The following is a 26,645-nucleotide window of genomic DNA, read 5'->3' on the forward strand; positions in this document are numbered from 1 at the left end:
TGAAGCGCTGGGGCGAGCTCACGCACTTCGTCGACGACGGCGACGTGCCGATCTCGAACAACTGGGTGGAGAACCACATCAGGCCCATCGCCCTCGGAAGGTCGAACTGGTTGTTCGCCGGCAGCCTGCGCGCGGGCAAGCGCGCAGCAGCGATCATGAGCCTGCTGCACTCGGCGCGCATCAACGGGCACGAGCCCTATGCGTACCTCAAGGACGTGCTGGAACGACTGCCGGCCCACCCGGCCAGCCGCATCGACGAACTGCTGCCGCACCGCTGGTCGCCTTCCGCTTGAGGGCTGTCACCGGCGACGCACTGGCGGTCAAGGTGACTTCGCCGGACGCATACGCTTCGCCTGCCTTCGTATACGGAAGGTAGTACTTGTCGAACTCCGTCGAAGCGCCCGTGCCCGCATAGAAGCGAGCCAGGCCATAGGCATCCTGGGTGAGCGGGTTCAGCACCACGGCGCCGACCATCGGCACCCACGCCAGGCGCCACCAGGCACTGCGGCGCGGGGGATGCCGCCTCACCAGCCGATAGACCCCGTAGCTGAGCGCCCCCACCAACAGGAGGCCCAGCGTGCACGCCACGATCAGCTTCCAGTAGCCGCCGACGCCAGCGTTGCCGACATCGTGCAGCAGCGTGAAGACAACCGCTTCCGTGAGACCCTGCGCGGTGAAATGCGTCATCGCCGCACGGGTGATGCACAGCACCGCATAGAGAAAGCTGGCGACAGCGAGCCAAAGGGCGGTGCGACGTCCAGGGTGTCTCCACAGCAGGCCGACGCTCACCGCGAACAGCAGCAAGGAAATCATCGTGTATTTCATCGAACCATGACGTGCGTCATGCGCCCGATGCATGGCCCAGGCGCCTATACATTATCGATGACAGTTGGATGACAACCTCTGCTTTACTCTTCCGGTGCCCATGACCTCCGAAATCGACACCCTCTTCGAAGCCGCCCAGGCCAACGCCAAGCTGCTGCCCGCGCGCCCCGACAACCCGACGCTGCTGAAGATCTATGCGCTGTACAAGCAGGCGACCGAGGGCGACAACACCGGCAAGAAGCCCAGCTTCAGCGACATCGTGGCTCGCGCCAAGTGGGATGCGTGGACGGCACTCAAGGGCACGTCGGCGGAAGACGCCAAGCAGAAGTACGTCGACCTGATCGAGTCGCTGCGCAGCGCGTGAGCCCGGCGCCGCGGCGCCCGCTCGTTCAACCGAGATCGCCGTCCACGTAGTACCAGCGCCCGCCCTCGCGCACGAAGCGGCTGCGCTCGGCCAGGCGAGACGCGCGTCCGGAAGCATGGCGCATGCGTGCGACGAACTCGACCTGCGCATGCGACGCGCCATCCGGCAGGTGAGCCCTCACCTGCAGGCCGAGCCAGCGCAGGCCCGGCTCGAAGTCGAGCGCCGCCGGGCGGGTGGATGGGTGCCAGGTCGCGAGCAGGTAGTCGGCCCGCTGCAGCACGAAGGCGGTGTAGCGCGAACGCATGAGCGCCTCGGCATCGGGCGCCGGCGTGTCTTCGAAGTCCTCGACGAAGCGGCCGCAGCACTCGGCGTACGGCCGGACGCGGCCGCGCGCGCCGGTGCGGCCGCAGGGGCAGTCACCTTCCATCAGGCCAGCGCCCGGGTGATCAGCAGCTTCTGGATGTCCGACGTGCCCTCGTAGATCTGGCACACGCGCACGTCGCGGTAGATGCGCTCCAGCGGGAAGTCGCTCACGTAGCCGTAGCCGCCCAGCGTCTGGATGGCCGCGCTGCACACGCGCTCGGCCATCTCGCTGGCGAAGAGCTTGGCCATGGCCGCCTCCTTGAGGCACGGCCGGCCGGCATCGCGCAGTGCGGCGGCATGCCAGATGAGCTGGCGCGCCGCCTCGATCTGCGTGGCGCACTCGGCCAGCCGGAAACCCACGGCCTGCTGGTCGAAGATGGGGCCGCCGAAGGCGCTGCGCTCCTTGGCGTAGTTCACCGCGAACTCGAAGGCGCTGCGTGCCATGCCCACGCTCTGCGCCGCGATGCCGATGCGCCCGCCCTCCAGCGCGCCCAGCGCGATCCTGTAGCCCTCGCCCTCGGCACCGATCAGGTTTTCAGCGGAGATGCGGCAGCCGTCGAACTGGATCAGCGCCGTGTCGCTGGAATGCTGGCCCAGCTTGTCCTCCAGCCGCGCCACGGTGTAGCCGGGTGTGTCGGTGGGCACGAGGAAGGCGCTCATGCCCTTCTTGCCGGCGGCCTTGTCGGTCATGGCGATGACGATGGCGACCTGGCCGTTCTTTCCGCTGGTGATGAACTGCTTGGTGCCGTCGATCACGTAGCCGTCGCCGTCGCGCCGGGCCGTGGTGCGCAGGCTCGACGCATCGCTGCCCGCCTGCGGCTCGGTCAGGCAGAAGGCGCCGAGCATCCGGCCCTGCGCCAGCGGCTCCAGCCACTGGCGCTTCTGCTGCGCGCTGCCGTAGCGCATGAGGATGGCGTTGACGGGACAGTTGGTGACGCTGATGGCGGTGCTGGTGCCGCCGTCGCCGGCGGCGATCTCCTCCAGCACCAGCGCGAGCGTAAGGTAGTCCAGCCCGGCGCCACCGTGCTCCTCGGGCACGCAGATGCCGTAGGCGCCCAGCGCCGCCAGGCCCTGGTGGGCCTGCTTCGGGAAGGTGTGTTCGCGGTCCCACTGCGCCGCGTGCGGCCACAGCTCGGCTTGCGCGAACTGGCGCACCGCGTCGCGGATGGCTTCCTGGTCGGTGGTCAGCAGCATGGCGGGGTCTCCGGCCGGGTCGGCCTCACCTGCCCTGCGCCAGGTCCATCACCAGCCGCACCGACATGTACAGGCGGCGCGGGATGGCACTGATGTCCACGTACTCGGCCTTGTCGCTGTGGTAGCCGAAGCCGGGCAGGCCCAGGCTCTCGATCACCGGCTTGCCCGCCAGCGCCGCATAGGCCGCGTCGGTGCCGCCGCCGGTGCGCTCGACCACGCCGACCTCGCCGCCGGCCTCCTTGTAGAAGGCCACGGCCTTGTCGACCAGCACCTTGCCCGCCTCGCCGGCGTTGAAGGCCGGGCGGCCGCGGGTGACGAGGATCTTCACCTCGGCGTCGGGCAGCTTCTTCTTCTGCGCGCGCTCTTCCAGCACCTTCATCGCGGCCTCGAAGTCCTCGTTCTTCGCATAGCGCACGTCGGCGTTGAGCGTGGCGCTGTCGGGGATGATGTTGCTCACCGCGCCGGCCTTGGCGATGGTCCAGTTGAAGCGCAGGCCCTTGGCCTTGTCGTCGATGTCCATGGTGCGCTGCACCAGGTCGGCGGCCTCCACCAGCGCGTTGACGCCCAGCTCGGGCGCGGCGCCGGCGTGCGAGGCCTTGCCCTTGATGTTGGCCTGCACGTAGGCGATGCCCGAGGTGCCGAGCGAGAAACCTTCCTTGCCGGCCGAGGTGGGCTCGTAGGAGAGCACGTAGTCGGCCTTGGCAGCCTCGGCCTGGATCAGGTCGCGCGAGCCGAAGGAGCCTTTTTCCTCGTCGGTGTTGAACAGCACGGTGAGCGTGCCGAAGTCCTGGAAGCCGCGCGCCTTGAGCAGCGCCAGCGTGTGCAGCACCACCGCGTTGCCGCCCTTGTCGTCGGCGATGCCGGGGCCGTAGGCCTTGTCGCCTTCCACGCGGAAGGGCGCCTTGGCCAGGATGCCCTTGAGGTAGACGGTGTCCATGTGCGAGATGAGCAGCACGTTCTTGCCGCCCTTGCCCTGGAGGGTACCGACGACGTTGTCGCCCACCACCATGCCGGCGGCCTTGTGGCGGGTGACGGCATAGCCCAGGGCCTTGAGCCGGTCTTCCAGGTACTGGGCGGCCGCGGCCATGCCCTCGGCGTCGCCGGTGCCGGTCTCGATGTTGACCAGTTGCTCCAGCGTCTTGACGACGGCCGGCTGCTCGTCGGTGGCAGCCTTGAACAGCGCCTCGTCGCGCTGCTGGGCGAAAGCCGCGGGCGCGAGGGCGATCGCCAGCAGGCCGGCGAGCAAATGACGTTGAATGCGTGGTGAGGACATGGCGCTTCTCCCTTTGAGCGGCATCGTGGAAAGGAAATCAGATCAGTTCGATGGCGACGGCGGTGCCTTCGCCGCCGCCGATGCACAGCGTGGCGACGCCGCGCTTCTTGCCGCGGGCCTGCAGCGCATGGATCAGCGTGACCATGATGCGCGCGCCGCTGGCGCCGATGGGATGGCCGAGCGCGCAGGCGCCGCCGTGCACGTTGACCACGTCGTGGGACACGCCCAGCTCCTTCATCAGCGCCATCGGCACCACGGCGAAGGCCTCGTTCACCTCCCACAGGTCCACGTCCTTGACGCTCCAGCCGGACCTGGCGAAGAGCTTGTGCACGGCGCCCACCGGCGCGGTGGAGAACCACTCGGGCTGCTGCGCGTGCGTGGCATGGGCGACCAGGCGGGCGATGGGCCTGGCGCCGATCTTCTTCGCATGCGATTCGGTCGCCATCACGAGCGCGGCGGCGCCGTCGTTGATCGACGAGCTGGAGGCGGCGGTGATCGTGCCGCCCTCCTTCTTGAACGCGGGCCTGAGCGTGGGGATCTTGTCCAGCTTGACCTTGCCCGGCCCTTCGTCGATGGCGATCACCGTCTCGCCGGCGCGGCCCTTGACCGTGACCGGCGCGATCTCGGCCTTGAACAGGCCGTCGCTCGTCGCATGCTGCGCGCGCTGCACGCTGGCGATGGCGAAGGCGTCCTGCTCCTCGCGGGTGAAGCCGTACTTGGCGGCGCAGTCCTCGCCGAAGGTGCCCATGCTGCGGCCGGGCTGGTAGGCGTCCTCCAGGCCGTCGAGCATCATGTGGTCGAAGATGCGGTCGTGGCCCATGCGGTAGCCGCCGCGGCCCTTGAGCAGCAGGTAGGGTGCGTTGGTCATGCTCTCCATGCCGCCGGCCACCATCACTTCGTGCGTGCCGGCCAGCAGCAGGTCGTGCGCCAGCATCGCGGCCTTCATCGCCGAGCCGCACATCTTGCTCAGGGTGACGGCGCCGGCGCTGTCGGGCAGGCCGCCCTTGTACGCGGCCTGGCGCGCGGGCGCCTGGCCCTGGCCGGCCATCAGGCAGTTGCCGAACAGCACCTCGCCCACCGCCTCGGGCCGGACGCCGGCGCGCTCCACGGCCGCGCGGATGGCCGTGCCGCCGAGGTCGTGCGCCGCCAGCGAGGCGAAGTCGCCCTGGAAGCTGCCCATGGGGGTGCGCGCGGCACCGAGGATGACGATGGATTCGCTCATGATGGACTCCTCTTGCTGTAACGATGAAAACGAGGGACGGCCCGCGGCTCAGGGCGCCTCGCGCTGGCGCCGCGGCTCGATCGCCACCGGGTCGCCACCGGCGGGCTTGCTCCACTTGAAGCGGATGCGCTGCACCGCCGCCTTGTAGATGGATTCGAGCGGCTGGCTGCCGTCGACGCTGATCTCCAGGTCCTGCAGCAGGCCGTCGTGCACGCCGAAGGCCCAGCCGTGGATGGTGACCTCCTGGCCGCGGCTCCATGCATCGACCATCACGGTGCTGACGGCCACGTTGACCACCTGCTCGGCCACGTTCAGCTCGCACAGCGCGTCGGCGCGGACCTCCTCCGGCATCGATTCGAGCATGACGTGATGGCGGTCGCGCACGTCCTGGATGTGGCGGATCCAGTTGTCGGCCAGGCCCACGCGCGTGCCCTCGAGTGCCGCCTTCACGCCGCCGCAGCCGTAGTGGCCGACCACCATGATGTGCCGCACCTTGAGCATGTCCACCGCGAACTGGATGGCCGACAGCGCGTTGAGGTCGGAGTGCACCACGATGTTGGCCACGTTGCGGTGCACGAACACCTCGCCCGGGTCCAGCCCGGTGATCTGGTTGGCCGGCACGCGGCTGTCGGAGCAGCCGATCCACATGAACTTGGGCGTCTGCTGCTTGACCAGGCTGGTGAAGAAGCCGGGGCGCTCGCGCTCCATGCGTTCGGACCAGGCGCGGTTGTGGACAAAGAGATCGTCGATGGAGGGCATGGTGGGGAGAGTGGGTGATGCGGTGGGGATGTCGGAGGATGCCGGCGGCGTTCGCGGATGCGCAAGTCAGCGCGCGGCGGCGGCCCGGCTCGGCGGCGGACTGCGTCGCCGCGGCGGCGGCGTGGGAGCGGCGGTGGAGCGGCGCGCGCGGGCCAGCACGGCGCGGGCCTGCGCCTCCTGGGCCCGGACTTCGTCCAGGTTGGCCTGCAGGTCCGCGAGCTGGGCCTCCAGCCGCTGCCGGTGGCTGCCCAGCACGCGCAGGAATTCCTCCAGCTGCGCCGCGGTGTCGCGCGGGCTGTCGTACATGTCGAGGATCGCCTTGGCCTCGCTCAGCGTCAGCCCGAGGCGCTTGGCGCGCAGCGTCAGCGCCAGCCGGGTGCGGTCGCGCGCGGTGTAGACGCGCTGCACGCCGCTGCGGGCCGGCGCGAGCAGGCCCATGTCCTCGTAGAAGCGGATCGCCCGCGTCGTGAGCTCGAACTCCCGGGCGAGTTCGCCGATGGTGTAGGTGGTCGAGGGCATGGGACGGTGGCGGGACTTTGCGCAGGCGACAGCACGTTGCCGGGCGGCTGCCTACAATGAAGCGCCACCCATGACGTTGACGTAAACGTCAACCCCGGCATCATAAGATGAATCTGCTCGAACGCGAACTCCACTATCCGCTGGGCGACCAGCTTCCCGCCCCCGGCGAGACGATCGAGGTCGCGCCCGGCGTGCGCTGGATCCGCATGCGGCTGCCCTTCGCGCTGGACCACATCAACCTGTGGCTGCTGCGCGACCGCATCGACGGGCGCGAGGGCTGGAGCGTGGTGGACTGCTGCATCAGCCGGCCGGAGGCGCAGCAGCAGTGGGAACAGGTCTTCGAGACGCAGCTGCGGGGCCTGCCGATCCTGCGCGTGATCGTCACCCACATGCACCCGGACCACATCGGCCTGGCGCACTGGCTGTGCGAACGCTGGCAGGCGCCCTTGTGGATCAGCTCCACCGACTACCACGTGGCGCGCGTGCTCAGCACCGCCGGCGACACGCTGGCCGGCGGCGAGGCGGCGGCCGCGTTCTTCGCCGCGCACGGCCTTGCCGACCCCGAGGCCCTGGCCACCCTGCGCGCGCGCACCAGCTACTACGCCAACATGGTCCCCTCGGTGCCCGACCGCTTCGTGCGCATGATGGACGGCGACGTGCTGGACATCGGCGGGCGCGCCTGGCGCTGCATCGCGGGCTACGGCCACGCGCCGGAGCACATCGCCCTCTATTGCGAGGAACTGAACGCCCTGCTCGGCGGCGACATGATGTTGCCGCGCATCTCCACCAACGTGAGCGTGCATGCCGGCGAGCCGGAGGCGAACCCGCTGCGCCTGTTCCTCACCAGCCTGGAGCGCTACCGGGAGCTGCCCGAGGACGCGCTGGGCCTGCCGGCGCACGGCAAGCCCTTCCACGGCGTCCACACCCGCGTGCGGCAGTTGCAGGACCACCACCGCGACCGCCTGGCCGAACTGCTGGCCGCCTGCACGCAGCGCCCGCACACCGCGGCCGAGGCGCTGCCGATCCTCTTCAAGCGGGCGCTGGACCTGCACCAGATGACCTTCGCCATGGGCGAGACCATCGCGCACCTGCACCTGCTGTGGTTCAGCGGCCAGTTGCAGCGCCGCCTGGGCGAGGACGGCGTGTACCGCTTCGGGGTATGAGCCCACCCCCGTTTCTCCCGGACTTCGTTCCGGTCGAATCCCCCCTCAAGGGGGCACACCCTGCGGCCTGGCAGAGCCAGTTCCGCGGGTGTTCCCGCATGGCCTGCTCCGCGGCCGTCTGAATCGTTGCCTGCCGGGTACGGTTTCATGCAAGGCGGAGTGCGCGCAGCGCCATCGGCAACGGATACCGCACTGGGCGACCTGCGCGCCGGCCGCCTGCGCGGCGCGACGCGGCTGCGCCTGGCAGGCGGGCTGAGCACCTTTCCCGACGAGATCTTCACGCTGGCCGACACGCTGGAGGTGCTCGACCTCTGCGGCAACGCGCTCGACGCCCTGCCGCACGACCTGCACCGGCTGCGCCGCCTGCGCGTGCTGTTCTGCTCGGGCAACCCCTTCACCGTGCTGCCGCCGGCGCTGGGCCGATGCGAGGCGCTGGAGATGGTCGGCTTCAAGGGCTGCCGGCTGCGCGAGGTGCCCGCGCAGGCCCTGCCGCCGCGGCTGCGCTGGCTGATCCTGACCGACAACGCCATCGAGACGCTGCCCGCCGCCCTGGGCGGCTGCACGCGGCTGCAGAAGCTGATGCTGGCCGGCAACCGGCTGGCGGCGCTGCCCGGCACGCTGGCGGACTGCGGCGCGCTCGAACTGCTGCGCCTGGCGGCCAACCGCTTCGAGACGCTGCCGCCCTGGCTGGACGCACTGCCGCGGCTGGCCTGGCTGGCCTGCGCCGGCAACCCGCTGTGCGAGCCCGCTGCCGGCGGCACGGCCGCCGTCGACGTCCCCTGGACCGCACTGAAGCTCGGCGAGCGGCTGGGCGAAGGCGCCTCCGGCGTCATCCACGCCGCGCACCGGGCGGGCGACGCACAGCACCTGGCCGTCAAGCTGTTCCGCGGCGAGATGACCAGCGACGGCTGGCCCGCCAGCGAGATGACTGCGCACCTGGCGGCCGGCACGCACCCGGCCATCGTGCCGGTGCTGGGCCGCGTGCAGGGGCATCCCGACGGCGCGCAGGGCCTGGTCATGCCCCGGCTCGGCGCCGAGTGGCGCAACCTCGCCGGGCCGCCCGACTTCGCCACCTGCACGCGCGACGTGTACGCGGCCGGCCTGCGCCTGCCGGCCGCGGCGGCGCGTGCCATCGCCCGCGACGTGGCCTCGGCCGTCGCCCACCTGCATGCGCGCGGCCTCGTGCACGGCGACCTGTACGCGCACAACATCCTCTGGCGGCCCGCGGGCGACGGCGGTGCGCAGGCCCTGCTGGGCGACTTCGGCGCGGCGGCCTGCCTGCCCGAAGGCCCGGTGCGGCCCATGTTGCAGCGCATGGAGGCGCTCGCCTTCGGCCACCTGCTGGGCGAACTGCTGGCGCATGCGGATGACGGCGCGGATGCCGGGCTGCTGCAGCCATTGGCGGCGCTGCAGGCGCGCTGCCTCGCCGCGCCCGAGGAGCGCCCCGCGTTCGGCGCCATGGCCGACGCGCTGGCACTTTCGCGACCGCGGCGGAACGCGGCTTCGACTTAAGCTGCGGCCTGCCGGCGCCGCCGCGCGCCACGAGCCTTCCAACGCAGCACCCAGGAGACGCATCCCGTGGACACCCAGAACCTCTTCTCGCTCAAAGGCCGCACGGCCCTCGTCACCGGCGGCTCGCGCGGCATCGGCCGCATGATCGCCGAGGGCTTCCTCGCCGCCGGCGCGCGCGTGTACATCTCGGCGCGCAAGGCCGAGGCCTGCGACCGCGCGGCCAAGGAACTGTCGGCCCTCGGCCACTGCGTCTCGCTGCCGGCGGACGTCTCCACGCTGGACGGCATCCAGGCCCTGGTGGCAGCGTATGCGAAGCACGAGGACTCGCTCGACATCCTCGTCAACAACGCCGGCGCCGCCTGGGGCGCGCCGTATGACGAGTTCCCCGAGAGCGGCTGGGACAAGGTGGCCGACCTGAACATGAAGACGCCCTTCTTCCTCACGCAGGCGCTCACGCCGATGCTGAAGAAGGCCGCCACCGACCACCTGGCCAAGGTGATCCACGTCGCCTCCATCGACGGCATCAGCGTCAACCCGTGGGAGACGTACTCCTACGCCGCCAGCAAGGCCGGCCTGATCCACCTGACCAAGCGCATGGCGCTGCGGCTGGCGCCCGAGCGCATAGTGGTCAGCGCCATCGCGCCCGGCCCCTTCGCCTCGGACATGAACAAGGACGCGCGCGACCACGGCGACGAGGTGGCCGAGCGCGTGCCGCTGGGCCGCATCGGCACGCCGGAGGACATGGCCGGCGCCGCCATCTACCTGGCCTCGCGCGCCGGCGACTACGTGGTGGGCTCGACGCTGGTGGTGGACGGCGGCACCGCCTGGGGGCGGTAGCGACAGCAGCGCTTCATGCGAGACGGACGGCGCGCTGCTCGGCGATGACCAGCAGCCCGTCCATGATCAGCGACTCCACCAGCTCGAAGGGCGTGGCCATGGCAGGCGCCATCTTCCAGCCGGCGCCGCCGGTCATGTAGCACACCGGCTCGGCGCCGCAGCGGCGGCGCAGGTGCTGCACCATGCGCTCGACCGCGCCGGCGATGGCGTAGGTGCCGCCGCTGGTGAGCGCGTCGCTGGTGTTGGTGGGAAACTCGCGCACCTCGCCGGTGGGCACGTGCAAGCCGGCGGTGCCCGATTCGAGCGCGCGCAGCATGATGCCGTGGCCGGGCAGGATCAGCCCGCCCAGGAAGCGGCCCTCGGCGTCGACGGCCTCCACCGTCACGGCCGTGCCCACCATCACCACCACCATCGGCCGCGGCCCCGCGCCGGCGACGCGCTGCGCGGCCAGCATGCGGTGCCGCGCACCGATCATCGCCACCCAGCGGTCGGCGCCCAGGCGGGTGGGATGGTCGTAGCCGTTGACCAGGCCCGCCTCCTCGGTGCTGGAGACGACCCAGCTCGCCGGCAGGTCGAAGGCCTCGTCGATCTGTTCCTCGGCGCGGCGGCGCACGTGGTCGCCCGCGACGACACAGCCGATCATGGCCGCGGGCCGCACCGGCAGGCCGGCCCATTCGCCTTCGCCCAGGCGCTCGATATGGTCCAGGAACTCGGCGCCGCCGGCCAGCGGCCGCGCGCCCGGCGCCGCCCGGTCGTACAGCGTCCACTTCAGGCGCGTGTTGCCGATGTCGATGGCGAGCAGGGCGTGGGCGGGGGCACTCATGCGGCGCATTATTCACGCGGCCGCGCCGGCCGCGGCGCCGCTCAGTTCTGCTTCCAGGGCAGCCCGCGGCGGCGCCAGCCGCCCTGGTTGCCGCGGTGGCCGTCGGCATCGGCGTTGCCCTCGAAGCCTTCCAGGATGTTGTAGGCCTCGATGCCCAGCTCGGTGGCGCGCTTCGCGGCAGCCACGGAACGCACGCCGCTGCGGCACAGCAGCACCACCCGCCCGCCCGGCGGCACGGCGGCGCGCAGGGCGGCGTCGAAGTCCGGGTTCATGGCCATGCCGGGCCACTGCTTCCAGGCCACCGGCACGGCGCCCGGCACGTAGCCGACCCATTCGCGCTCGGCGTCGGTGCGCACGTCCACCAGCACGGCCTGGCCGCCGGCCAGCCACGCCGCGGCGGTCTCGGGGGTGACGTCGCCGGCATAGCCCTCGGCGGGGCGGACGTCGGAGGAAGAGGAAGAGGAGGCATTCATGGCGTGATTCGTCCTTCGGTTCCGTACGGTCTTTGGCGCGATGCTGCGCTGCAACCAGCAGCGAAGCGCCGCCACGGGCACCGGCGATTGTCCTCAGACAGTGAAAACCCTCTTGGCTGCGACGGCTCGCGCCGTGAAAAGTCTGCGCGCTGGATGAAATTTCGTTCAGCGTCATAAACAGACGGACAGCACAGACGGAGACGAACCAATGACGGACAGCAAGACCTCGACCCGCCGCCGCGGGCTGCTCAAGGGTGCGGCGGTGGCCGCCGGCGCCATGTCGGCGCCGATGGTGAGCACGGCCCAGACCACCAGCCTGCGCTTCCAGAGCACCTGGCCGGCCAAGGACATCTTCCACGAGTACGCGCAGGACTTCGCCAAGAAGGTGAACGACATGGCCGGCAACCGGCTGAAGATCGAGGTGCTGCCCGCCGGCGCGGTGGTGCCCGCCTTCCAACTGCTGGACGCGGTGGCCAAGGGCACGCTCGACGGCGGCCACGGCGTGATCGCGTACTGGTACGGCAAGAACTCGGCGCTGGCGCTGTGGGGCTCCGGCCCGGCCTTCGGCATGGACGCCAACATGATCCTGGCCTGGCACAAGTACGGCGGCGGCAAGGAACTGCTGGAAGAGGTCTACAAGAGCCTGAACCTGGACGTCGTCTCGTACCTGTACGGCCCCATGCCGACGCAGCCGCTGGGCTGGTTCAAGAAGCCGGTGGCGCGCGCCGAGGACATGAAGGGCCTGAAGTTCCGCACGGTGGGCCTGGCGGTGGACGTGTTCACCGACATGGGCGCGGCGGTGAACCCGCTGCCCGGCGGCGAGATCGTGCCGGCGCTGGACCGCGGCCTGATCGACGCGGCGGAGTTCAACAACGCCTCCAGCGACAAGGTACTGGGCTTCCCGGACGTGGCGAAGAACTGCATGCTGCAGAGCTTCCACCAGAGCGGCGAGCAGTTCGAGGTGCTGTTCAACGGCCCGAAGGTGCGCGCCCTGCCGGCCGAGCTGCGCTCGGTGATCGAGTACGCCGCCGAGGCCGCCAGCGCCGACATGAGCTGGAAGGCGATCGACCGCAACTCCAAGGACTACGAGGACCTGAAGAAGTCCGGCATCAAGTTCTACAAGACGCCCGACCCGATCCTGCGCGCGCAGCTGGCCTCGTGGGACAAGACCATCGCGAAGAAATCCGAGGAGAACCCGACCTTCAAGAAGGTGCTGGACTCGCAGCGCGCCTTCGCGCAGCGCGCCGGGCAATGGCAGAACGACTACTCGGTCGACTTCAAGATGGCCTACAACCACTACTTCAGCCGGCAGGCGAAGAAGAGCTGAGGCGGTGAGCCGCAGGCCCTGAACCGGCGCAGGGCGGTGCCGCGAGGTGCCGCCCTGCTTTTCGCACCCACCTTCCTGCCTCCCGGCCGCGCCTGCGGCCCGCCTCCCATGCAATCCTTTCTCCTGGCGGTCGACCGGCTCTCGACCTGGGTCGGCAAGACCTTCGCGTGGTGCGCGCTGGCGCTCACGCTGCTGATCAGCTGGGAGGTGTTCTCCCGCTACGTGCTCAACCGGCCCCATGCCTGGGTGCTGGACGCGCAGATCATGCTGTACGGCGCGCTGTTCATGGGCGCCGGCGCCTACACCCTGGCCAAGAACGGCCACGTGCGCGGCGACGTGCTCTACGGCTTCTTCCGGCCGCGCACCCAGGCCACCGTGGACCTGGTGCTGTACATCGTCTTCTTCCTGCCCGGCATCGTGGCCATGACCTGGGCCGGCTGGATCTACGCCGGCGAGTCGCTGGCGATCCGCGAGCAGACCTTCTCGGCCGAGCCGCTGCCGCTGTACCCGTTCAAGTTCGTGATCCCGCTGGCCGGCGTCACGCTGCTGCTGCAGGGCATCGTCGAGATCATCCGCTGCGTGCAGTGCATCCAGCGCGGCGCCTGGCCCTCGCGCGAGGAGGACGTGCAGGAAGTGGACGTGGACAAGCTCAAGGAGATGGTCCACGTGAAGGACGAGGACATCGCCGCGCTGGACGCGGTGGTGGTGGCGCAGGAGAAGGGGCAAGCATGAAGGTGCGCAAGGAACTCTGGTTCGGGCTCACCTTCATGGCCCTGATCGTGGTGCTGGCCGCCACGGTGCTGCTGCGCGCCGAGACCATCACCCACGGGCACCTGGGCCTGCTGATGCTCTCGCTGGTGGTGGTGGCGATCATGCTCGGCTTCCCCACCGCCTTCACGCTGATGGGCATGGGCATGCTGTTCACCTGGCTGGCCTACGACCGCGACATCACGCGCACGCTGGACCTGATGGTGCAGGCCGCCTACAAGACGATGGCCAACGACGTGCTGATCGCCGTGCCGCTGTTCGTCTTCATGGGCTACCTGGTGGAGCGCGCCAACCTGATCGAGTCGCTGTTCAGGAGCCTGCACCTGGCGATGGCGCGGCTGCCCGGCGCGCTGGCGGTGGCCACGCTGGTGACCTGCACCATCTTCGCCACCGCCACCGGCATCGTCGGCGCGGTGGTCACGCTGATGGGCCTGCTGGCGCTGCCGGCCATGCTGCGCGCGGGCTACAGCGTGCCGCTGGCGGCCGGCTCGATCACGGCCGGCGGCTGCCTGGGCATCCTGCTGCCGCCTTCGGTGCTGCTGATCGTCTACGGCGCGACGGCGGGCGTGTCGGTGGTGCAGCTCTACGCGGGCGCCTTCTTCCCCGGCGTGATGCTGGCATCGCTGTACGTGCTGTACGTGATCCTCATCGCCAAGCTCAAGCCGCAGTGGGCCCCGCCGCTGACGGCCGAGGAGCGCCGCGTGCCGCTGCCGCCGCTGACCGAGCGGCTGGCCGACAGCCCGCAGGCCAACGCCCTGCTGCGGCTGCTCAAGGGCCGGCGCAACGCCGACGTGCCGATCGGCTATCTCGCGCGCCAGAGCTTCATCCTGGCGCTGCCGGCGCTGCTGTTCCTGCTGCTGGCCTTCGGCACCTTCCGCGCGGTGACGACGGTGCCGCCCGAGGAGCACTACGAGATCCAGGAGATCGGCGCCGCGCGCAGCGGCGGCGGCGCCGACACCGGCCTGGCCGAGCCCGGCGGCCTGCAGGAGCCCCCGACGGAAGGCGGCCTGCAGGAACCGCCCACCGAGGGCGAGGACGGCGGCGGCGCACTGGCCGAACCGCCGGGCGCCGAGCCGGCATCGGGCGGCGTCGCCGAGCCGCCGGGCGCACCGGCCGCCGCCGCGCAGGCCGACGCCGGCACCGCCGACCAGCCCACGACGAAGCCGGCGCCGGCCTGGTGGTGGGTCACCTTCGCCGTGCTGGGCTGCCTGGTCGCGCTCTTCTATCTCTTCGCCAGCTTCGCGCGGCTGGAGATCTTCAAGATGCTGCTGGCGTCCTTCTTCCCGCTGATGCTGCTCATCCTGGCGGTGCTCGGCTCCATCGTGATGGGGCTGGCCACGCCGACCGAGGCGGCGGCCATGGGCGCGCTGGGCGGCATGCTGCTGGCGGCGGCCTACCGGCGGCTGAATGTCGCGATGCTCAAGGAGTCGGTCTTCCTCACCGCCAAGACCTCGGCGATGGTGTGCTGGCTGTTCGTCGGCTCGGCCATCTTCTCGGCCGCCTTCGCGCTGCTGGGCGGGCAGGAACTGGTCGAGAGGTGGGTGCTCTCGATGGACCTCTCGAAGGTGCAGTTCCTGCTGCTCAGCCAGGTGGTGATCTTCCTGCTCGGCTGGCCGCTGGAGTGGACCGAGATCATCGTGATCTTCATGCCGATCTTCATCCCGCTCCTGGACCACTTCGGGGTGGACCCGCTGTTCTTCGGCCTGCTGGTGGCGCTGAACCTGCAGACCGCCTTCCTCTCGCCGCCGGTGGCGATGGCGGCCTTCTACCTCAAGGGCGTGAGTCCGCCGCACGTGACGCTGAACCAGATCTTCCTGGGCATGCTGCCCTTCATGGGCATCCAGGTGCTGGCGATCTTCCTGCTCTACATGTGGCCGCAGATCGGGCTGTGGCTGCCGCAGCTGCTGTACAAGTAGGCGGGCAGGCGCGCGCCGCCGGGCAATGGCCCCGCGGCGGCGCGCGTGCCGGAGGCTGGGTACAGTGCCCTGTCCCCGGCCACGCCAGCGCCCTGCCATGCCTCCCTCTTCTTCCTCCTCCTCCTCTTCTTCTTCCTTCGACTTCGACCTCTTCGTCATCGGCGGCGGCAGCGGCGGCGTGCGCGCCGCACGCATGGCCGGCCAGCGCGGCGCCCGCGTGGCGCTGGCCGAATGCGCTGCGCTGGGCGGCACCTGCGTCAACGTGGGCTGCATCCCGAAGAAGCTCTACAGCTACGCCGCCGGCTATGCCGAGGCCTTCGAGGAGGCGCCGGGCTACGGCTGGACGCTGCCCGAGGCGCCGCGCTTCGACTGGGGCGTGCTCAAGGCGAACCGCGCGAAGGAGATCGCCCGGCTGAACCGCGTCTACCAGGGCCTGCTGGACGGCGCCGGCGTCACGCTGCTGCAGGGCTGGGCGCAACTGGTGGACGGCCACACGGTCGAGGTGGACGGCCGGCGCCATACGGCGGAGCACATCCTCGTGGCCACCGGCGGCATGCCGGTGCTGCCCGAGCTGCCGGGCGCCGGGCTGGGCGTGGTGTCGGACGCGGTGTTCGACCTCCCCGCGTTCCCGCAGCGGCTGGTGGTGGTCGGCGCCGGCTACATCGCCTGCGAGTTCGCCTCCATCTTCCGCGGCCTGGGCGCACAGGTGACGCAGCTGGTGCGCCGGGCCCACCTGCTGGACGCCTTCGACGAGGACGTGCGCGAGTTCCTGGCGCGCGAGATGGGCAAGGCCGGCATCGACCTGCGCATGAACACGCAGGCCGAGACGATCACGCGCGACGAGACGACCGGCCGGCTCTCGGTCTCGCTGGCGCGCGGCCAGGTGCTGGAGGCCGACACGGTGCTCTTCGCCACCGGCCGCCGGCCGAACACCGAGGGCATGGGCCTGGAGGCGGCCGGCGTGAAGCTCGACGCACGCGGCGCCGTGGTGGTGGACGGCGAGTACCGCAGCAGCGTGCCCTCGGTCTTCGCGGTGGGCGACGTCTGCACGCGCCTGCAGCTCACACCGGTGGCGCTGGCCGAGGCGATGGTGGTGGTGGACGGCCTCTTCGGCGACGGCCGGCGCCGCATGGACTACGACTTCGTGCCGACCGCGGTCTTCACGCACCCCAACGTCGGCACCTGCGGCTACACCGAGGCGGCAGCGCGCGCGAAGTTCGGCGAGGTGCGCATCTTCGCCACCGACTTCAAGCCGCTGCGCCACACGCTGTCGGGCCGCGAGGAGCGCACCTTCATGAAGCTCGTCGTCGATGCGAAGAGCGACCGCGTGGTCGGCCTGCACATGGTCGGCTCCGAGGCCGGCGAGATCGTGCAGGGCTTCGCGGTGGCGATGCGCGCGGGCGCGACCAAGGCGCAGTTCGATACGACCATCGGCATCCACCCGACGGCGGCGGAGGAGTTCGTGACGATGCGCGAGCCGACGGTGGGGTGAGGAAGCTGGCAGGTGCTCACCCCCAACCGTTCACGCTGAGATGCTCACCCTCCACCGTTCACGCTGAGCCTGTCGAAGCGCGGCACCCGGCTTCGACAGGCTCAGCCCGAACGGTAGGGGTTGATCGAAGGCATCCCGGCTTTCAGCCGAGGGCACTCCGCGAGCGGGCGCCCTCCGCCAGCAGCCAGTCCCTGAACGCCGCGAACGCCGGCAGGTGCGTGCGGTCCGGCCGGAAGCACAGGAAGTGCCCCTGCTCCACCGCCACCGGCGCGCCGCAGGGGCTGTGCAGCGCCCCCTCGGCCAGCTCGTCCTCCACCAGCACGCGCGGCACCAGGCCCACGCCGAGGCCGCTGCGCGCCGCCTGGATCAGCGCCGAGTACTGCGCGAAGCGCGGGCCGGCCGACACGTGGCCCTCGGGCACGCCGTGCTGCGCCGCCCACTGCGGCCAGGCGGCGGTGGCCTCCTCGTGGTGCAGCAGCGTGTGGCCCAGCAGGTCGGCCGGCGCGCGGATGCGGTGCTGGCCGCCCGCCAGCGCGTCGGAGGCGATCAGCACGAACTCGCGGCCCGCGATGTACTCGGCCACCACGCCCGGCCACTCGCCGGGGCTGTAGCGGATGGCCGCGTCCACTTGGGGCGGGATGCCGTCCGAGGGCTCCAGGTGCCGGCTGAAGCTCAGCGTGATCTGCGGATGGCGCCGGCGGAAGGCGGGCAGGCGCGGGATCAGCCAGCGCGTGAGGAAGGTCGGCACGCTGGCCAGCGTCAGCAGGCCCACGTCGCCGCCGCCGGAGCGCGCCTCGTAGGTGGCTGTCTCGATGGCGCGCAGGCTGCCCGCGATCTTCTGCCAGTAGGCCCGCCCCTGCGGCGTGAGCTGCACGCCGCGCCCGTGCTTGCGCAGCAGCTTGACGCCGAGGAAAGCCTCCAGCCCCGCAAGCTGCTTGCTCACCGCGCTGACGGTGATGCACAGCGCGCCGGCGGCCTGGGTGAGGCTGTCGCAGCGCGCCACGGCGTCGAAGGCCAGCAGTTCCTGGATGGTGGGGCAGTCGCGCTTCATCGGAGGCTTGAGCGGGGGAGGACGGACATTTTCCATCTGCTCAACGGAAGTCATCCAACTTTCACGCATCGGCGCCGCATGTCTCCCTAGAATTTTCCGGCGCCGGCATCATGCACAGTCGCTGCCGGAAAGTGTCGCGGGGGCACTCGCACAACGGATTCGGAGACATGGTTCGCGGCATTTCCCTCGTCTACGGCCTGTACCTGCTGCTGCCGATGGCGCTGCTGGTGGTGGGCAGCTTCGGCCAGAACTGGACCAACACGCTGCTGCCCTCGGGCCTGACCGGCCACTGGTATGCCGACCTCTGGGCCGACCCGTCCTTCCGCAAAGCCTTCGTCAGCAGCCTCACGGTGGCGCTGTCCGCCTGCGCCATCGACGCGGTGCTGGCGTTGCCCCTGGCCTATTCGCTCTACCACGGCGCGCGCCGCGGCCACGCGCTGGCCTCGCGCATCGTCAGCGCCATGCCGGTGGCCGTGCCGGCGATCACGCTGGGCTTCGGCTACATGATCGTGTTCAACACCGACGCCATGCCCTGGCTGGGCAGCACGCCGCTGCTGGTGGCGGCGCACGCCATCGCCACCCTGCCCTACCTCACCAACACGCTGCTGACCGACCTGCGCCACCTGGGCCTGGAGCGGCTGGAGCAGGCCGCCGCCACGCTGGGCGCGACCGAGTGGCAGCGCTTCACCGGCATCGTGATGCCCAGCCTGCGCCAGAGCCTGCTGTCGGGGCTGGTGATGGTGGCGGCCCTGTCGATCGGCGAGTTCAACCTCTCCAACCTGCTGGCGGGGTTCCAGAACCGCACCTACCCGGTGGTGCTGCTGCAGGCCTTCTACGGCGCCACCGGCTTCGCCTGCGCCGCCACCGTCGTGCTGCTGCTGCTGGCCTGCCTGGCAGCCTTGCTTTCCTCTTCCGCGTTGCGCAAATCGTCATGAGCCTCGTCTTCGACCGCGTCAGCTACCACTACCCCGGCAGCAGCCAGGGCCTGCACGACGTCTCCTTCGAGGTGGGCGACGGCGAGCTGGTCGCCGTGATCGGCCCCAGCGGCTCGGGCAAGTCCACGCTGCTCAAGCTGGTGGCCGGGCTGGAGACCGGGCACAGCGGCCGCATCGCGCTGGGCGGGCACGACATGGCCGGCACGCCGGTGCACCAGCGCGGCATCGGCATGGTGTTCCAGAGCTACGCGCTGTTCCCGCACCTGTCGGTGCAGGACAACGTGGCCTACGGCCTGGCGCTGCGCGGCCAGCCGGCGGCGCAGCGGCGCGCACGGGCGCGCGAGCTGCTGGAGGTGGTCGGCCTGGCCGACTACGCGCAGCGCGCCATCGCGCAGCTCTCGGGCGGACAGCAGCAGCGCGTGGCGCTGGCCCGCGCGCTGGCCATCGACCCGCGCGCGCTGCTGCTGGACGAGCCGCTGTCGGCCCTGGACGCCAGCGTGCGCGGCCACCTGCGCGACCAGATCCGCGCGCTGCAGCGGCGCTTCGGCGCCACCACGCTGCTGGTCACGCACGACCAGGAAGAGGCGCTGGCGATGGCCGACCGCGTGGCCGTGCTCAAGGACGGCCGCCTGCTGCAGATGGCGACGCCGCGCGAGCTGTACGAGCGGCCGGCGCAGCGCGCGGTGGCCGAGTTCGTCGGCCTCTCGACACTGCTGCCCGGCCGCGTCTCGGCGCCCGACCGCGTGGACCTGGGCTTCGCCGAGCTGGCTGCGCCGACCGAAGGCCGCACCGCAGGCCAGGCCGTGCACCTGCTGGTGCGCCCCGAACACGTGCAACCCGACCCCGCACCCGGCACGCCCAACCGCCTCGAAGGCCGCGCCGGCGCGGCGCGCTATCTGGGCTCGATCACGCGCTACGACTTCGAGGTGGCCGGCGCGCCGCGCCCCTTCCTCGCCGAAGGGCACGCGCCCGCCGCGCAGGCCATCGCCGTCGCCCCCGAGCACATCCGCCTGCTGGACGACTGAAATGTGTCCACCCCCGTTTCTCCCGGACTTCGTTCCGGTCGAATCCCCCCTCGAGGGGGCGCACCCCGTGGCCCGGCCAAGCCGGCTCCACGGGTGCACTGGCCTGGCCTGCTCCGCGGCCTTCGGACCTCGCCCCGTCCGTCCTCGGATTTCGCGTGCCGTGGACCGCTGAGCAGTCAGTGCAACTTTTCTCCCTCTCTTCAAGGAGCCTCGCATGCAACGCAGACAACTGATCCAGGCCGCCGGCACGCTGCCGCTGACCGCGCTCGCCGGGCGCGCCCTCGCCTTCGACGGCCCCGAGCTGTACGCCGGCGAGAAGGCGCTGTACGAGGAGGCGAAGAAGGAGGGCATGTGCGTCTCCTTCGACACCGGCCCCGAGTGGGCCAACTGGAAGTCGCTGTTCCGCGACTTCAAGAAGCGCTACCCCGAGATCGAACTGACCTACAACGACCTGGGCTCGGCCGCCACCGTGGTGGCGCTGGAGAAGATGCGCCGCCGCCCGCAGGCCGACACCGCCTACTACTTCGCCGCCTCGGCCGTCGACGCGGTGAAGAAGGACGTGGTCGCGCCCTTCAGGCCGGTCAACTTCGAGAAGCTGCCCGAGGTCTTCCGCGAGGCCGAGGGCCGCTGGTTCACCATCCACACGCTCAACATCGCCTTCCTGGTCAACAAGAAGCTGGTGAAGAACGTGCCCACGGGCTGGGCCGACCTGCTCAAGCCCGAGTACAAGAACACCGTCACGTATCTCGACCCGCGCAGCACGGGCGTGGGGCAGGTGCTGGTCTTCGCCGCCGCCTACGCCAACGGCGGCGGCGTGGACAACGTCAAGCCCGGCACCGACTACCTGGGCCGCCTGCACGCCGCCGGCAACGTGCAGCGGGTGGAGGGCACCACACCCTACGCCAAGTTCCTCAAGGGCGAGATCCCCGTCTGGATCAGCTACGAGAACGACGGCCTGAAGGCCAAGCATGTGGACGGCATGGGCGACGCCTGCGAGGTGCTGATCCCCAAGGAGGCCAGCGTGGCCGCGCCCTACGGCATCAGCCTGGTGAAGAACGGCCCCAACCCCAACGCCGGCAAGCTGTGGCTCAACTTCATCATGAGCACGGCCGGGCAGCAGCTCTTCGCGCAGGGTTATGTGCGGCCCTCGGTGCCGGGCATCCAGTTGCCCGCCGACGTGGCGGCCAAGATGCCGGCCGCACCGCAGATCCGCCCGCTGGACGTGGTCAGGGCCTCGGCGCGCAAGGCCGAGGTGGACCAGCTCTGGGCGCAGGCCACGCTGACGAAGTGACTGCCGCACCATGATCCGCCGCTTCGGCGCCTGGCCCGCCTGGGCCTTCATGCTGCTGTTCTTCGCGCTGCCGCTGGGCGCGCTGGTGCCCGAGGCCTTCGGCGGCGAGGGCAAGGCCTTCGCCCGCCTGTTCGCCAACCCGCTGCTGCCCGGCGCGCTGCGCAACACGCTGGCGCTGGGGCTCACGGCCGGCGGCGTGTCGGCCCTGGTGGGCACCGCAGTCGCCATCGAGCTGGCGCGCCAGCCCGAGGGGCGACGGCGCTGGATGATGACGCTGCTGGGCCTGCCGCTGGCCTTCTCGGGGCTGGTGATCGCCTACGGCTTCATCCTGGCCTTCGGTCGCGCCGGCTTCGTCACGCAGCTGCTGGCGATGCTGGGCGCCGACCCGGCGCGCGTGGGCGGCTGGATCTACGGCGCCGCCGGGCTGGGCTTTGCCTACGCCTACTACCTGGTGCCGCGGGTGGCGCTGTCGCTGTACCCGGTGTTCGCCAACCTCGACCTGCGTCCGATGCTGGCGGCGCGCACGCTGGGCGCCACGCGCTGGCGCGCCTTCCGCGACACGGTGCTGGCCGAGGTGGCGCCCTCGGTGCTCGCCAACGCCTGCCTGGTGGCCGCCATCGCGATGGGCACCTACGGCACGGCGCTGGCGCTGGTGGGCACGCAGCTGAACATCCTGCCGCTGATGCTGTATGCGCAGGTGGGCGACGGCGGCTCGGATTTCGGCGTGGCGGCGGCGCTGTCGCTGCTGCTGATGGCGCTGTGCGTCATCGTCATGGGACTGGGAGATGCGATTGCACGCAGAAGAGAACGCGGCCCCGCCGCGCATTGACGACTACCCCGCGCCGCTGGCGCAGGCCCTGGCGCGCCTGGCCGAGCGCCAGCGCGGGCCGCGCCGCCACCGCCGGCCGGTGGGCATCATCGGCCCGGGCGACGGCGACGCCGCGGTGTGCGAGGCCGCCCGCGAGGTGGCGCGGGCGCTGGCGCTGGCCGGCATCGCCATCGTCTGCGGCGGCCGCGGCGGCGTGATGGCGGCCGCCTCGCGCGGCGCGCGCGAGGGCGGCGGCATCGCCATCGGCATCCTGCCCGAAGAGGACGAGCGCCACGCCAACGAGTGGCTCAGCGTGGCCATCGCCACCGGCATGGGCGAGATGCGCAACGCGCTGGTGGCGCGCAGCGCCGTCTGCCTGGCGGCCATCGGCGGCAACATGGGCACGCTGTCGGAAATGGCGCTGGGCCTGAAGTGGGGCACGCCGGTGTTCGTGATGCACGGCGACGTGGCGCTGCCCGGGGCGGTGCCGGTGGCGGATGCGCAGGAGATGCTGGCGGCGCTGGTGGAGTGCTTGCTGGCGGGTTGATCCGACGCCGCGTCCGGCTCACCCCACCACCCGTTCGGGCTGAGCCTGTCGAAGCCGGGTACGCGCTTCGACAGGCTCAGCGTGAACGGGGCGGAGCATTGAACGGCGCGCTCAGCGCCCGGTGAACCGCGCCGGCCGCTTCTCCTTCCACGCCAGTTGCCCCTCGCGCAGATCGTCCGACGCCAGCGTCCGCAGCGTCGCCTCGCGCACCGCGCCCTCGAGCAGCGTGCCGCGCGCGATCTGGTTGAGGTGGCGCTTCATGCCCAGCAGCGCCAGCGGCGCCATGCCGGCCAGCTGATCGACCAGCGCCTGCACCGCGCCGTCCAATGCCTCCGGCGCCACCAAGTGCGTCAGGAAGCCGATCTCGCGCATCGCCCGCGCGTCCAGCGTCTCGCCGGTGAGGAACAGGCGCTTGGCCGTGTCCAGCCCCAGCCGCTCGACGTACCGGCGCAGCCCGCTCTCGTAGAAATGCAGGCCCAGCCGCGCGGCCGGCATGAACATCTGCGCCGCCTCGCTGCCGACGCGGAAATCGCAGGCCAGCGCGATGTCGGTGGCGCCGCCGTACACGCCGCCCTGCACGGCCGCGACGGTGACGGCACGGCAGTCCTCCAGCGCGTCGACCATGTCGCCGAAGCCGGCGCCCTCCGCCTGGCTGGCCGCCATGTCGGCGATGTCGAAGCCGCTGCAGAAATGGCGGCCCTCGGCGCGCAGCAGCAGCACCAGCACGCCCTCGGCGCGGTTCACGGCGTCGACGTGCGCGCGCAGCACCGGCAGGTCGGCGGCCGCCAGGCGGTTGGCGACGGCCGGACGGCGCAGGGTGAGGGTGGCGACGTGGCCGTCGATGGCCAGCGCCGGCGCCTGGCCGGCGGAACGGGGTGCGGGGTCCTTGCTCATGGTGCGCCACTGTAGGGCCAGCGCTGCCACGCGCTCGCCATCGCGCCCATTGCACAATGCCGCCATGCCCTACATGCCCCCCTTCGTCGCCCCCGTCCGCTTCACCGATCCGGCCGCCGCGCTGGCGCAGGTGCAGCGCATCTACGACGAGGGCCTGGCCCACCTGCGCGACGCCATGCAGCGCTTCGTGGCCGGCGAGACGCTGCCGGGCCGGGTGCGCGCCTGCTACCCCTTCGTGCGGGTGCACACGCACACCAGCACGCGCAACGCCACGCCCGCCACCGCCGGCCTGAGCTACGGCTTCGTCGCCGGCCCCGGCCGCTTCGAGACCACGCTCACCCGCCCCGACCTGTTCGCGCGCTACTACGAGAACCAGTTCCGCCTGCTGCTCGCCAACCACCGCATCGAGCTGGAGATCGGCACCAGCACCCAGCCGATCCCGGTGCACTTCTCCTTCGCCGAGAACGACCACATCGAGGGCACGCTCAGCCCCGAGCGCCGCGCGCTGATGCGCGACGTGTTCGACCTGCCCGACCTGGCCGCCATGGACGACGGCATCGCCAACGGCACGCACGTCACCCGGCCCGGCGAGGCGGAGCCGCTGGCGCTGTTCACCGCCTCGCGGGTGGACTACTCGCTGCACCGCCTGCGCCACTACACCGGCACGGCGCCGCACTGGTTCCAGAACTTCGTGCTGTTCACCAACTACCAGTTCTACATCGACGAGTTCGTGCGGCTGGGCCACGAGGCGATGGCCGACGAGGCGAGCGAGTACATCGCCTTCGTGGAGCCGGGCAACGTGGTCACGCGGCGCCACAACCTGAAGCCGGAACAGGCCGGCGCGCTCGCCGACGCACTGGCCGCGCTGCAGGGCACGCCGCCCGGCCGCCTGCCGCAGATGCCGGCCTACCACCTGGTGCGCGAGGACTGCAGCGGCATCACCATGGTCAACATCGGCGTGGGGCCGGCCAACGCCAAGACCATCACCGACCACATCGCCGTGCTGCGCCCGCACGCCTGGATGATGCTGGGCCACTGCGCCGGGCTGCGCAACACGCAGCAGCTGGGCGACTACGTGCTGGCCCACGCCTACGTGCGCGAGGACCACGTGCTCGACGAGGAGCTGCCGCTGTGGGTGCCGCTGCCCGCGCTGTCGGAGATCCAGCTCGCGCTGGAGCAGGCGGTGGCCGACGTGACCGGCTGCCGCGGCGCCGAGCTGAAGGCCATCATGCGCACCGGCACCGTCGCCAGCACCGACAACCGCAACTGGGAGCTGCTGCCGGGCAACGAGCCGCAGCGCCGCTTCAGCCAGAGCCGCGCGGTGGCGCTGGACATGGAAAGCGCCACCATCGCCGCCAACGGCTTCCGCTTTCGCGTGCCCTACGGTACCTTGCTGTGCGTGTCCGACAAGCCGCTGCACGGCGAGATCAAGCTGCCCGGCATGGCCAACCACTTCTACCGCGAACGGGTGGAGCAGCACCTGCGCATCGGCATGCGTGCCATCGACATCCTGCGCGCCGAGGGCACCACGCGCCTGCACAGCCGCAAGCTGCGCAGCTTCGCGGAGGTGGCGTTCCAGTAGCGCCGGCGGCCATGCGGCTTCCTGCACGCTGGGCCGCCCTGGCACTGTCGCTGGCCGCGGCGTCGTGCCCGGCGCAGACCATCCCGTTCATCGACGCGCATGCCCACCTGAACGACGAAGGCCTGCAGCTGGACATGATGGAACGCTTCGGCGCCGAGCGCGCGGTGGTGTTCTGGGGCGGACGCAGCAGCAACCGGTCGGTGGCCGAGGCGGCGCGCCGGCATCCGCAGCGCTTCATCGCCTTCGCCTCGGTCTCGCCCGAGCGGCAGGCCTACCGCGCGGCCTGGAGCGGGGACGAAGCCGCGGCCTCCGCGCTGCTGGCCGAACTCGACGCGCTGCTGGCCGGCGGCGACTACCACGGCATCGGCGAGATCAACGCGGTGCATTTCGCCTCGGCCGGCTTCGGCGAGATGGACCACGACCTCGACGGCCCCATGATGAACGGCATCATGGCGCTGGCGCGCAGGCACCGCGTGCCGGTGCTGCTGCACGTCGAATCCACGCGCATGGACGGGCTGTCGCGGCTGCTGGACCGCTTTCCCGACGTGCCGGTGATCTGGGCCCACGGCGGCTACACGCCCCTGATCCTGGCGCGGCGCATGCTCGAGGCGCATCCGCAACTGACCTACGAACTGAGCGCACGCACCTGGCCGCGCCATCCGCGCTCGCCGGAGTTCACGCTGCTGCGCGACGGGCAGCGGGTGTGGCCCGAATGGCTCGCGCTGATCGAGGCCATGCCCGAGCGCTTCGTCGTCGGCACCGACGCCAGCCACCGCAGCCGCGCCAGCGAGGAGATGAAGTTCGCCAGCGTGCAGGACTTCCTGCGCCAGCTCAGCCCCGGGGCGCAGGCGAGCGTCGGGCGCACGAACCTGCTGCGGCTGCTGCGCATGGACGCGCCCGGGCGCTGATGTCAGCCGCTACGCCGGGCCGAACAGCCCGGGCGCCTCGCGCCGCGCCTTCGGCGTCACGGTGACGGCCCGCCCGTCCAGCTCGCGCCGCAGCCAGCCACGCCGCAGCGCCAGCTGCAGGCAGGCCGCGCCCAGCGCGCCGCCCAGGTGCGGGCGGCGCTCGCTCCAGTCCAGGCAGGGGCAGGCCAGCCGGCGCCGGCTGCGCAGCACGGCGGCCAGGTCCAGGCCCAGCCCTTCGAGTCCGCGCTCGCCGGCTTCGGTGAGCGTGTAGGCGCCGCTGCGCAGGCCCGCCAGCCAGCCCTGCGCGTGCAGCCGGTCGTGCAGCGCGACGCCGGCCATGCCCGCCAGGTGGTCGTAGCAGGTGCGCGCGGCGCGCAGGCGGGCCGGCGTGCTCGGGCGGAAGGCCGGGCCGGCGGCGGCGCCGGCCACCACCATCAGGCTTTCCAGCGCGGCGGCCACGTCTTCGTCGGCCAGGCGGAAGTAGCGATGCCTGCCCTGCGTCCACAGGCTCACCAGGCCCTCGCGCTGCAGCCGCGCCAGATGCGCGCTGGCGGTGGAGGCCGCCACCTCGGCAGCCGCAGCCAGTTCGGTGGCGGTGCGGGCATGCCCGTCCATCAGGCAGCTCAGCATGCGGGCGCGGGCCGGCTCGGCGATCGCGCCGGCGAGGCGGGCCAGCCGCGTGTCGGGGTCGGGCAGGGGCATGTCCATGCGCCGCATGCTACGGCGGCGGCGCGGCCGACGCTTCGATGCCGGGCGAAGCGAGGACGCCCGGCA

General features: G+C 71.3%; 28 protein-coding genes. 16 read left to right on the top strand and 12 right to left on the bottom strand.

Annotated features, from left to right (window positions below):
- On the top strand, positions 1 to 293 hold a 293-nt coding region (locus Q392_RS19300; RefSeq protein WP_038211205.1), incomplete at its 5' end, for a transposase domain-containing protein.
- Here the strand turns inward: Q392_RS19300 and Q392_RS32895 are convergent.
- Positions 208 to 813, bottom strand: a complete 606-nt coding sequence (locus Q392_RS32895; RefSeq protein ID WP_211260256.1) for a hypothetical protein — start codon at positions 811 to 813, stop codon at positions 208 to 210. The two genes, Q392_RS19300 and Q392_RS32895, sit on opposite strands and share 86 nt — an antisense overlap.
- Positions 814 to 925: 112 nt before the next feature.
- Here Q392_RS32895 and Q392_RS19305 point away from each other — a divergent pair, with 112 nt between their 5' ends.
- A complete protein-coding gene (locus Q392_RS19305; RefSeq protein WP_038211209.1) occupies positions 926 to 1,189 on the top strand; it encodes an acyl-CoA-binding protein in 264 nt (87 codons plus the stop codon).
- Between the two features lie 25 nt (positions 1,190 to 1,214).
- On the opposite strand, the gene Q392_RS19310 is transcribed toward Q392_RS19305, so the two are convergent.
- The 6 genes from Q392_RS19310 to Q392_RS19335 all read right to left on the bottom strand — a co-directional run bounded on the left by Q392_RS19310 (position 1,215) and on the right by Q392_RS19335 (position 6,519).
- Positions 1,215 to 1,616 carry a YchJ family protein gene (locus Q392_RS19310; protein ID WP_038211215.1) on the bottom strand — a complete coding sequence of 134 codons (402 nt, stop codon included), beginning with the start codon at positions 1,614 to 1,616 and terminating at the stop codon, positions 1,215 to 1,217.
- Complete coding sequence (locus tag Q392_RS19315) at positions 1,616 to 2,746, bottom strand: acyl-CoA dehydrogenase family protein (RefSeq protein WP_038211218.1); 1,131 nt, start codon at positions 2,744 to 2,746, stop codon at positions 1,616 to 1,618. The genes Q392_RS19310 and Q392_RS19315 overlap by 1 nt, the downstream gene beginning before the upstream one ends.
- Before the next feature lie 25 nt (positions 2,747 to 2,771).
- Entirely contained in the window at positions 2,772 to 4,019 is a 1,248-nt protein-coding gene (locus Q392_RS19320) for a glutamate carboxypeptidase (RefSeq protein ID WP_038211220.1), read from the bottom strand.
- Between the two features lie 37 nt (positions 4,020 to 4,056).
- Positions 4,057 to 5,241 carry an acetyl-CoA C-acyltransferase gene (locus Q392_RS19325; RefSeq protein ID WP_038211223.1) on the bottom strand — a complete coding sequence of 395 codons (1,185 nt, stop codon included), beginning with the start codon at positions 5,239 to 5,241 and terminating at the stop codon, positions 4,057 to 4,059.
- Between the two features lie 48 nt (positions 5,242 to 5,289).
- Positions 5,290 to 6,000 carry a carbonate dehydratase gene (can, locus tag Q392_RS19330; RefSeq protein ID WP_038211225.1) on the bottom strand — a complete coding sequence of 237 codons (711 nt, stop codon included), beginning with the start codon at positions 5,998 to 6,000 and terminating at the stop codon, positions 5,290 to 5,292.
- Positions 6,001 to 6,066: 66 nt separating this feature from the next.
- Positions 6,067 to 6,519 (bottom strand): MerR family transcriptional regulator, encoded by a 453-nt coding sequence (locus Q392_RS19335; protein WP_038211226.1) that lies wholly within the window; start codon positions 6,517 to 6,519, stop codon positions 6,067 to 6,069.
- Positions 6,520 to 6,626: 107 nt separating this feature from the next.
- On the opposite strand from Q392_RS19335, the gene Q392_RS19340 reads away from it, so the two are divergent.
- The 3 genes from Q392_RS19340 (at position 6,627) to Q392_RS19350 (ending at position 10,031) form a co-directional block, all read left to right on the top strand.
- A complete protein-coding gene (locus Q392_RS19340; RefSeq protein ID WP_038211227.1) occupies positions 6,627 to 7,682 on the top strand; it encodes an MBL fold metallo-hydrolase in 1,056 nt (351 codons plus the stop codon).
- Positions 7,683 to 7,841: 159 nt separating this feature from the next.
- Positions 7,842 to 9,194 carry a leucine-rich repeat-containing protein kinase family protein gene (locus Q392_RS19345; RefSeq protein ID WP_038211228.1) on the top strand — a complete coding sequence of 451 codons (1,353 nt, stop codon included), beginning with the start codon at positions 7,842 to 7,844 and terminating at the stop codon, positions 9,192 to 9,194.
- A gap of 66 nt (positions 9,195 to 9,260) precedes the next feature.
- Complete coding sequence (locus Q392_RS19350) at positions 9,261 to 10,031, top strand: SDR family oxidoreductase (RefSeq protein ID WP_038211229.1); 771 nt, start codon at positions 9,261 to 9,263, stop codon at positions 10,029 to 10,031.
- A gap of 13 nt (positions 10,032 to 10,044) precedes the next feature.
- Here the strand turns inward: Q392_RS19350 and Q392_RS19355 are convergent, their stop codons facing one another.
- Positions 10,045 to 10,854, bottom strand: coding sequence for a type III pantothenate kinase (locus tag Q392_RS19355; RefSeq protein WP_038211329.1), 810 nt, complete (start codon positions 10,852 to 10,854; stop codon positions 10,045 to 10,047).
- A gap of 41 nt (positions 10,855 to 10,895) precedes the next feature.
- Positions 10,896 to 11,327 (bottom strand): rhodanese-like domain-containing protein, encoded by a 432-nt coding sequence (locus Q392_RS19360; protein WP_038211231.1) that lies wholly within the window; start codon positions 11,325 to 11,327, stop codon positions 10,896 to 10,898.
- Between the two features lie 208 nt (positions 11,328 to 11,535).
- Between Q392_RS19360 and Q392_RS19365 the strand changes: the two genes are divergently transcribed.
- The 4 genes from Q392_RS19365 (at position 11,536) to gorA (ending at position 16,830) form a co-directional block, all read left to right on the top strand.
- Positions 11,536 to 12,654: a TRAP transporter substrate-binding protein gene (locus tag Q392_RS19365; RefSeq protein ID WP_038211232.1), complete on the top strand. Its 1,119-nt coding sequence runs from the start codon at positions 11,536 to 11,538 to the stop codon at positions 12,652 to 12,654.
- 108 nt (positions 12,655 to 12,762) lie between these two features.
- Complete coding sequence (locus Q392_RS19370) at positions 12,763 to 13,386, top strand: TRAP transporter small permease subunit (RefSeq protein ID WP_038211233.1); 624 nt, start codon at positions 12,763 to 12,765, stop codon at positions 13,384 to 13,386.
- On the top strand, positions 13,383 to 15,338 hold the full coding sequence (locus Q392_RS19375; RefSeq protein ID WP_038211234.1) for a TRAP transporter large permease: 1,956 nt from the start codon (positions 13,383 to 13,385) through the stop codon (positions 15,336 to 15,338). The genes Q392_RS19370 and Q392_RS19375 overlap by 4 nt, the downstream gene beginning before the upstream one ends.
- Before the next feature lie 97 nt (positions 15,339 to 15,435).
- Positions 15,436 to 16,830: a glutathione-disulfide reductase gene (gene gorA / locus Q392_RS19380; protein ID WP_051953770.1), complete on the top strand. Its 1,395-nt coding sequence runs from the start codon at positions 15,436 to 15,438 to the stop codon at positions 16,828 to 16,830.
- Positions 16,831 to 16,972: 142 nt separating this feature from the next.
- Here the strand turns inward: gorA and Q392_RS19385 are convergent, their stop codons facing one another.
- Positions 16,973 to 17,881, bottom strand: coding sequence for a LysR substrate-binding domain-containing protein (locus Q392_RS19385; RefSeq protein ID WP_038211235.1), 909 nt, complete (start codon positions 17,879 to 17,881; stop codon positions 16,973 to 16,975).
- A gap of 167 nt (positions 17,882 to 18,048) precedes the next feature.
- On the opposite strand from Q392_RS19385, the gene Q392_RS19390 reads away from it, so the two are divergent.
- The 5 genes from Q392_RS19390 to Q392_RS19410 all read left to right on the top strand — a co-directional run bounded on the left by Q392_RS19390 (position 18,049) and on the right by Q392_RS19410 (position 22,487).
- Positions 18,049 to 18,816, top strand: coding sequence for an ABC transporter permease (locus tag Q392_RS19390; protein WP_038211236.1), 768 nt, complete (start codon positions 18,049 to 18,051; stop codon positions 18,814 to 18,816).
- A complete protein-coding gene (locus Q392_RS19395) occupies positions 18,813 to 19,841 on the top strand; it encodes an ABC transporter ATP-binding protein (protein WP_038211238.1) in 1,029 nt (342 codons plus the stop codon). Before Q392_RS19390 ends, Q392_RS19395 begins: the two co-directional genes overlap by 4 nt.
- A 214-nt stretch (positions 19,842 to 20,055) precedes the next feature.
- Entirely contained in the window at positions 20,056 to 21,132 is a 1,077-nt protein-coding gene (locus Q392_RS19400) for an extracellular solute-binding protein (RefSeq protein ID WP_038211239.1), read from the top strand.
- A gap of 13 nt (positions 21,133 to 21,145) precedes the next feature.
- Positions 21,146 to 21,961, top strand: coding sequence for an ABC transporter permease (locus Q392_RS19405; RefSeq protein WP_038211334.1), 816 nt, complete (start codon positions 21,146 to 21,148; stop codon positions 21,959 to 21,961).
- Positions 21,924 to 22,487 carry a TIGR00725 family protein gene (locus Q392_RS19410; RefSeq protein WP_425425189.1) on the top strand — a complete coding sequence of 188 codons (564 nt, stop codon included), beginning with the start codon at positions 21,924 to 21,926 and terminating at the stop codon, positions 22,485 to 22,487. Before Q392_RS19405 ends, Q392_RS19410 begins: the two co-directional genes overlap by 38 nt.
- Before the next feature lie 111 nt (positions 22,488 to 22,598).
- Here Q392_RS19410 and Q392_RS19415 read toward each other — a convergent pair whose 3' ends face one another.
- Entirely contained in the window at positions 22,599 to 23,381 is a 783-nt protein-coding gene (locus Q392_RS19415; RefSeq protein WP_051953772.1) for an enoyl-CoA hydratase/isomerase family protein, read from the bottom strand.
- Positions 23,382 to 23,445: 64 nt separating this feature from the next.
- Between Q392_RS19415 and Q392_RS19420 the strand changes: the two genes are divergently transcribed.
- Positions 23,446 to 24,963 (top strand): AMP nucleosidase, encoded by a 1,518-nt coding sequence (locus tag Q392_RS19420; RefSeq protein ID WP_038211242.1) that lies wholly within the window; start codon positions 23,446 to 23,448, stop codon positions 24,961 to 24,963.
- 11 nt (positions 24,964 to 24,974) lie between these two features.
- Positions 24,975 to 25,871 carry an amidohydrolase family protein gene (locus Q392_RS19425; RefSeq protein ID WP_038211243.1) on the top strand — a complete coding sequence of 299 codons (897 nt, stop codon included), beginning with the start codon at positions 24,975 to 24,977 and terminating at the stop codon, positions 25,869 to 25,871.
- A gap of 9 nt (positions 25,872 to 25,880) precedes the next feature.
- Here Q392_RS19425 and Q392_RS19430 read toward each other — a convergent pair whose 3' ends face one another.
- Positions 25,881 to 26,573, bottom strand: coding sequence for an ArsR/SmtB family transcription factor (locus tag Q392_RS19430; RefSeq protein WP_038211337.1), 693 nt, complete (start codon positions 26,571 to 26,573; stop codon positions 25,881 to 25,883).
- Positions 26,574 to 26,645 lie beyond the last annotated feature (72 nt).

It is taken from the genome of Xenophilus azovorans DSM 13620, from assembly GCF_000745855.1.
In the GTDB taxonomy this organism is placed as follows: domain Bacteria; phylum Pseudomonadota; class Gammaproteobacteria; order Burkholderiales; family Burkholderiaceae_C; genus Xenophilus; species Xenophilus azovorans.

Coding starts and splice junctions, on each gene's coding strand:
- Q392_RS32895 (WP_211260256.1), bottom strand. CDS start 813: ATGATTTCCTTGCTGCTGTTCGCGGTGAGCGTCGGCCTGCTGTGGAGA.
- Q392_RS19305 (WP_038211209.1), top strand. CDS start 926: ATGACCTCCGAAATCGACACCCTCTTCGAAGCCGCCCAGGCCAACGCC.
- Q392_RS19310 (WP_038211215.1), bottom strand. CDS start 1,616: ATGGAAGGTGACTGCCCCTGCGGCCGCACCGGCGCGCGCGGCCGCGTC.
- Q392_RS19315 (WP_038211218.1), bottom strand. CDS start 2,746: ATGCTGCTGACCACCGACCAGGAAGCCATCCGCGACGCGGTGCGCCAG.
- Q392_RS19320 (WP_038211220.1), bottom strand. CDS start 4,019: ATGTCCTCACCACGCATTCAACGTCATTTGCTCGCCGGCCTGCTGGCG.
- Q392_RS19325 (WP_038211223.1), bottom strand. CDS start 5,241: ATGAGCGAATCCATCGTCATCCTCGGTGCCGCGCGCACCCCCATGGGC.
- can (WP_038211225.1), bottom strand. CDS start 6,000: ATGCCCTCCATCGACGATCTCTTTGTCCACAACCGCGCCTGGTCCGAA.
- Q392_RS19335 (WP_038211226.1), bottom strand. CDS start 6,519: ATGCCCTCGACCACCTACACCATCGGCGAACTCGCCCGGGAGTTCGAG.
- Q392_RS19340 (WP_038211227.1), top strand. CDS start 6,627: ATGAATCTGCTCGAACGCGAACTCCACTATCCGCTGGGCGACCAGCTT.
- Q392_RS19355 (WP_038211329.1), bottom strand. CDS start 10,854: ATGAGTGCCCCCGCCCACGCCCTGCTCGCCATCGACATCGGCAACACG.
- Q392_RS19360 (WP_038211231.1), bottom strand. CDS start 11,327: ATGAATGCCTCCTCTTCCTCTTCCTCCGACGTCCGCCCCGCCGAGGGC.
- Q392_RS19365 (WP_038211232.1), top strand. CDS start 11,536: ATGACGGACAGCAAGACCTCGACCCGCCGCCGCGGGCTGCTCAAGGGT.
- Q392_RS19370 (WP_038211233.1), top strand. CDS start 12,763: ATGCAATCCTTTCTCCTGGCGGTCGACCGGCTCTCGACCTGGGTCGGC.
- Q392_RS19375 (WP_038211234.1), top strand. CDS start 13,383: ATGAAGGTGCGCAAGGAACTCTGGTTCGGGCTCACCTTCATGGCCCTG.
- gorA (WP_051953770.1), top strand. CDS start 15,436: ATGCCTCCCTCTTCTTCCTCCTCCTCCTCTTCTTCTTCCTTCGACTTC.
- Q392_RS19385 (WP_038211235.1), bottom strand. CDS start 17,881: ATGAAGCGCGACTGCCCCACCATCCAGGAACTGCTGGCCTTCGACGCC.
- Q392_RS19390 (WP_038211236.1), top strand. CDS start 18,049: ATGGTTCGCGGCATTTCCCTCGTCTACGGCCTGTACCTGCTGCTGCCG.
- Q392_RS19395 (WP_038211238.1), top strand. CDS start 18,813: ATGAGCCTCGTCTTCGACCGCGTCAGCTACCACTACCCCGGCAGCAGC.
- Q392_RS19400 (WP_038211239.1), top strand. CDS start 20,056: ATGCAACGCAGACAACTGATCCAGGCCGCCGGCACGCTGCCGCTGACC.
- Q392_RS19415 (WP_051953772.1), bottom strand. CDS start 23,381: ATGAGCAAGGACCCCGCACCCCGTTCCGCCGGCCAGGCGCCGGCGCTG.
- Q392_RS19420 (WP_038211242.1), top strand. CDS start 23,446: ATGCCCTACATGCCCCCCTTCGTCGCCCCCGTCCGCTTCACCGATCCG.
- Q392_RS19425 (WP_038211243.1), top strand. CDS start 24,975: ATGCGGCTTCCTGCACGCTGGGCCGCCCTGGCACTGTCGCTGGCCGCG.
- Q392_RS19430 (WP_038211337.1), bottom strand. CDS start 26,573: ATGCCCCTGCCCGACCCCGACACGCGGCTGGCCCGCCTCGCCGGCGCG.